Origin of the sequence: Acidiplasma cupricumulans, from assembly GCF_001402935.1 — an archaeon.
Classification (GTDB): Archaea; Thermoplasmatota; Thermoplasmata; order Thermoplasmatales; family Thermoplasmataceae; genus Acidiplasma; species Acidiplasma aeolicum.
The window spans coordinates 1-5,741 of sequence record NZ_LKBH01000194.1 but is presented as its reverse complement, the minus strand read 5'-3'; the positions used below and the strand labels follow the sequence as shown (position 1 = coordinate 5,741).

General features: G+C 35.0%; 6 protein-coding genes. 3 read left to right on the top strand and 3 right to left on the bottom strand.

Annotated features, from left to right (window positions below; translation table 11 throughout):
• Positions 1–97: 97 nt before the first annotated feature.
• The 3 genes from moaA to AOG55_RS05705 all read left to right on the top strand — a co-directional run bounded on the left by moaA (position 98) and on the right by AOG55_RS05705 (position 2,119).
• Complete coding sequence (gene moaA / locus AOG55_RS05715) at positions 98–1,048, top strand: GTP 3',8-cyclase MoaA (protein ID WP_048101238.1); 951 nt, start codon at positions 98–100, stop codon at positions 1,046–1,048.
• Positions 1,049–1,053: 5 nt separating this feature from the next.
• Positions 1,054–1,290: a molybdopterin converting factor subunit 1 gene (gene moaD / locus AOG55_RS05710; RefSeq protein WP_048101239.1), complete on the top strand. Its 237-nt coding sequence runs from the start codon at positions 1,054–1,056 to the stop codon at positions 1,288–1,290.
• Positions 1,291–1,354: 64 nt separating this feature from the next.
• Positions 1,355–2,119, top strand: a complete 765-nt coding sequence (locus AOG55_RS05705; protein ID WP_054964017.1) for a hypothetical protein — start codon at positions 1,355–1,357, stop codon at positions 2,117–2,119.
• A gap of 5 nt (positions 2,120–2,124) precedes the next feature.
• Here the strand turns inward: AOG55_RS05705 and AOG55_RS05700 are convergent, their stop codons facing one another.
• The 3 genes from AOG55_RS05700 to AOG55_RS05690 all read right to left on the bottom strand — a co-directional run bounded on the left by AOG55_RS05700 (position 2,125) and on the right by AOG55_RS05690 (position 5,723).
• Positions 2,125–3,489, bottom strand: a complete 1,365-nt coding sequence (locus AOG55_RS05700) for an MFS transporter (RefSeq protein WP_048101241.1) — start codon at positions 3,487–3,489, stop codon at positions 2,125–2,127.
• A gap of 93 nt (positions 3,490–3,582) precedes the next feature.
• Positions 3,583–4,683: a CaiB/BaiF CoA transferase family protein gene (locus AOG55_RS05695; protein WP_231563410.1), complete on the bottom strand. Its 1,101-nt coding sequence runs from the start codon at positions 4,681–4,683 to the stop codon at positions 3,583–3,585.
• Between the two features lie 5 nt (positions 4,684–4,688).
• Entirely contained in the window at positions 4,689–5,723 is a 1,035-nt protein-coding gene (locus AOG55_RS05690) for a hypothetical protein (protein WP_048101242.1), read from the bottom strand.
• Positions 5,724–5,741: the final 18 nt, after the last annotated feature.

The window sequence follows — 5,741 nt, the reverse complement described above, 5'->3', positions numbered from 1 at the left end:
TTATTATCTCTTTTAGGGACTTTTGTTAGATACATCTATTTTTCTTCATTTATTTTGTAAATAAATGTTTAAATATCAACAAGGCAATTATTATGCAATGATAAACGGACTTATTTCCAAAAATACTGTCTTTGATAATTATGGCAGGCCTGTTACAAGCCTGAGAATACAGCTAAATGCCATATGCAATTTTAACTGCTTTTTCTGCCACATGGAGGGCACGGAAAGGAATATGTCGTTTTTAACGCCGGAGAATATAGAAAAAATAGTTGAGGTGGCTGCCTCACATGGTGTTAATAAGGTAAAATTCACAGGCGGTGAGCCCACACTCAGAAACGATATACTTGAAATAATAAGAAGGACAAGGAAGCATATTAATGGAAGTATATCAATGACCACAAATGGAGTTTTGCTCCCAATACTGGCGGTGAAATTAAAAGATGCCGGCCTCGATAGGGTAAATATATCAATGCATTCCAATGATGATTACACCTTTGAAAAAATTACAAACGTTAGGAGGGATTATCTTGACACTGTTAAAAGAGGCATACAGGCGGCAAACAATGCAGGCTTAACACCAGTCAAGGTTAATTTTGTTGTTCTCAAGGGCATCAATGAGGACCAGATAGATTCCATGATAAACTTCTGTGCAAAAAATCACGCAATACTCCAGTTAATAGAGTTTGAAACGTCCCGTGGCAGGGAAAATTCAGGTGATTATTTAAAATATCATGTCAGCCTTGAGCCAATTGAGGAAAAAATAAAAAAACGCTCGATTTATATGGAAAGAAATGAACTGCATAACCGTGAAAGGTATATATTGAATACATTGGACGGCGAGGTTAAGGTGGAATTTGTAAAACCAATGCATAATAAGGATTTCTGCAAACACTGCACCAGATTGAGGGTAACAGCAGATGGCAATTTTAAAACATGTTTGCTTAGAGAAAATGATTATTTTAATATAAAGGATAAGCTTAACAATCAAAGGTCACTTGATGAAGAGTTTATCAAGGCTGTGAAAAACAGAATACCCTACTGGAGGTGATTATTATGAAAATAAATGTTAGGTATTTTGCAAGCATAAGGGACATTACAGGCCGTGATGAGGAGTGTATAGAAATAAATTCAGATGATATAAATGAATTAAAAACCATACTATTTAAAAAATATCCAGAATTATTGGACAGAAGGCAGATATTCTTTGCTGTTAATGAGGAATATTATAATGGCCAGAGGTTAAAAGATTCCGATAATATAGCTGTTTTTCCGCAGGTAAGTGGTGGATAATAAAATCCAAATGTTGCACAAATAAATAGTATAAATTTTTAAAGTTTGTAACTATATGGGTAAAATGGGATTTCTTGAAAATTACAGGATCTGCAAGCATGCATATAAAAATGCCTTTGCTGTTGCAAGGGAAATTACAGCAAAAAAGGACAGAATAATAGTTAATGCCATTCCAAACAGGCGGGCAATATGGAACCATGAAAAGGCAATGCTTTATGCAATATGCAAATACTATGGCCAGTGCGGGAAGAATTTAGATTTTTTTACATTTGAGGATACAAAGCTTCCAGACTGCATTAATTTTAAGTATAAATATGGCCAGCTAATGATGTGTAACCTTGATTCAGACCCTGACTTTTCTGACGTATTCATATTTGACCGTCTTTCATTTTTAACAGGAAACAACCCTGATGTATTAATAATCTCAGAGGATAATGGGGATTCCCTTCTTTATGCAGCACTTAACACCTCTGGAAAAATTTATGGAATAAATCATAATAAAAACGCCGTGAAAAATTTAAACATAAATGAGGTTGATAGGAGAATAAAATTCATTAACTGTGAATACTCCGATGGTAAAAATATTAAACTCTCAGAAATATTTGAAAAGTACTGCAATGATGCAGATTATGTTTATATAGATGCAAAAACATGTGAAAACAAATTTTTATCAGAGGAAAACGATTCATTTGAAAAGATTAAAAGAATAGCTGTTAAATCATATGCAGATCCGGAGGTTGTAAAGGCCAAACTGGAAAAATATGGATTTACGGCCAGTATAACAAAAAATGCGCATAATAAATTCTCCTATATTTACGGGGAAAAATAAAAAAATTATTCTATAATTTTTTCAACCTGTTTGCCGGTTGATTTTGGACCTATCAGTGCAAGGTCAATTACAACTATGGCAATGAAGACCCATATTATTCCAAAGCTGGCGAGCACCCCATGAGGAAGTATAACTGCCGCTATGAATAAAACCAGTATTGATGTGGATACCCTGCTTACGGAATAAACCGTGCCTGCCGCGGTTGGCCTTACCCTTGTTGGAAATATTTCTGCCTGGTATGCATGGAAAAAGTTTGAAAAGTTCCAGAGAATAAACGTTGTTATGAAACCAAATATAATCACCATGTAAACATTTGTGGCAATTCCAAATAAAGTTCCAAAGACCCCTGCAAGAATAGCTGTTAATATAATTCCCCATTTCCTTTCGATCTTATCCACTATAAATAAATTAAACACCGATCCAAAGAAGAAGCCAGCGAATATCAGAAATGTAAACTCAAGGGTTGATGCTATTGTGTAACCTTTTGCTATCAAAAACGTTGGTGCAAGTGCAGTAAATCCATAAAATATTCCAGACTGAAAGAACTGGAATATAAGCATCATTGTTGTTCTCTCTCTTAAATCAGGTTCAAATATATCCTTAAACCTGCTTTTAGCCTCATTTACCTCTGTTTCTGTTTCCACAGGCGGTAGCTTGCTTAACTTTAGGTCCTTTTTGGTCTTGTCCTCCCATTCAGTGGTTATTTCATCAGCCTCTTTATATTTGCCCTGAGTTTCAAGCCATCTTGGCGATTCCTTAAGCCTGGTTCTTACTGCCCATATTGCAATTCCAACAGCACCCATGAACCAGAATATAATTCTCCATGAGTAAAATGGTGGTGCATATTTTTGCATTGCAAATGTCAGAAATGCTATAAATGGACCGGCGGTAACAGCAATTGTGTAAACAAGTGCAAGTCTGTTTCCCCTGACCTTGCCCGGCATCATTTCTGTTGTAAATGAATCAACAAGAGGGAATTCCCCACCGACACCAATGCCACCTATAAAAATAAATATTGCCATGGCAAGATAATTACTCATTAGGCCTGCAATAAACATTCCTGTTGAAAATACAAGCAGATTGTATAAAAACACAAATTTTCTGCCCCTTCTATCGGCAAGCCATCCAAAGAAAATGCTTCCAGTAAATTCTCCAAGGAAAAATGCAGTTGGGATTATGAGTGTACCAACAGTTGTACTGAAATGAAGCACGCTTACCATGAGTGCCAGTATGGCACCATTTCCCAGAAGCATGAGTGTCTCTGCCCATTCACCACCGGCGACCATAAGCAGAAAATTCCTGTGAACACCTGACCATGGGAGTCTTTCCAGTCTATCAGACACGCTACCAGCGTATGGTTTCCCATCCATGTAATTACAAATATATAATAGTATTAAAATACATATTCTAACATATTAAATAAAACTTTTAACGCATTTTAATATTTAATGAGATAATAAATGTTATTTAATTACACCGGAATCTATAAAATTTTTAATTTCCTCAGCTGTATAGCCAAGTTCTCTTAGAATTTTTAATGACGAGCATCCAAGGTTTTCTATATTTTTTTTATTATTTCTTGTACCGGGAACATATGGCATAATAAAATCAGTGCCATTATATTCTGCATTAACCATGTGCATAAGTGCGTGTTCATTTTTTAATAAATCCCACGGCCTGTTTAAAATTCCGTAGCTTATATTAAATTTATTCAGTCTTAAAATTATGTCATTTAAATTATATGAAATTAAAATTTTCTGGATTTCCGGAATTAATTTATCACGCTGGTTATATCTTTGAATGTTGGATTTGTATTCATCCCTTGGAGGTATATTAAATGCCCTGCAGAAATCACCCCATTGAGTATCCGTTGATATTGCTATAAAGATTTTTTTGTTATCAGAAGACATAAAAAAATCATATATTCCCCATGCAAAATTTTCCTCATTTAATGGCATTAAATCCCTTTTCTCCTTCTGGTATGTTACAATGTGCTGACCCACAAGAAACATGGCGGTTTCAAACAAACCTATTTTTATGAACCCTGATTCATGCCTTCTGAGTTTATCAAGGACTAGCATTACACCCATCATGGCAGTGGCCATATCTATGGCTGATGAACCTATCCTCATTGGTTTATTTTTAAGTCCGGTCATATATGCAATGCCAGATTCTATTTCTATTGGGAAATCAAGCGATTTTCTATTTTCATACGGCCCGCACATATAGCCCTTTATTGATAAATATATTATTTTTGGGTTTAACTGTTTTATGCGGTCCTGATTAATTATTTTATCCATAGATCCAGGACCTAGATTTTCAACAATTATATCTGCATTTTTTATTAGGCCTTCCAGTATTTTTTTGCCAGTATCTGTCCTGAAATCCAGTGCAATGCTCTCCTTGCCCCGATTATAATATTCAAAGGTACCAGAGCTTGAACCTGTCAATTTTCTTGATATATCGCCACCATTGGGATTCTCAATCTTAATTACCCTGAACCCAAGATCTGAAAATATTAAACCTGCAGTTGGGCCTGCAACCACCTGGCCAATTTCAAGCACGGTAATCAATTTAAATCACCGGCCAGCTTAATTATTTCCTCCGCACTTAACACCATTCCAGTATCTGATGATAGGTCTTTTATCTTTTTTATTAATAAATTAAGATTTTCATCGCTAAGGTTTAAATTATTAATTGCCAAAATATTCCTTATCATGGCCTTCCCTGTATAAACATTTACTGAATAATCAGTACCGGTAAAAATATTGCCATAAGAGGCATGTGTCCCTGCAGTATTGTAATTTATATTTTTGCCAAAAACTGGTATATTATCATAAAAAAATTGCTGGCCTGCCTTTTCTGTTATTAGGTCATGCATGAAACTGTATAAAGTCTTCATTTTCTCCATATTTATACTGGTTTTACCCAGGTTATTCAGGTAATTTGATATGACTGCAATATCTGTGATGCCATTCCTCTCACCGAGGCCAAATACACTTGCATCAACATAATCTGCACCGTTTTTTAATCCCTCAATTGCATTGGCTATTGAATATCCATAATCATTATGGCAGTGTATTTCCAGTGATGTTTTTACCTCATTTTTAATCCTTTTAATTATCGTTCCATATTTATTTGGTTCCGTAATTCCCTTTGTATCTGGAATCTGGATAATATCAGCACCTGAGTCATGTATTAACCTTGATATTTTTATTAAATCATTTATGGTGTACTGGTCAATATCAACCAGGGCGACCTCAAGTTTTCTGCAAAGCCTTGATGCATACCTTATATTTTCCAAAATTGTGTTAATATCTTTTATTATGAAGGGTAAATGCAGGGATATATTTGCTCCAGTGGAGTATATTTCGTCTATATCAGATTTTAATGTTCTTCCAAGACCATAAACATCCTTAAAAATTCCCCTTTTAACTATTTCCTGAGTTACATACTTTTCAGACTCGTGGGCAGATGGATATGAAACCAGGGCTTTTTTAATTCCAGCATCAGATATCATTGTGGCAAGTTTTATTTTTTCATTTACAGTGAATGCAATGCCTGGTGCCTGCATTCCCTCCCTCAAAGTATCATCAGAAATCATGGGTTAAATATAATATTT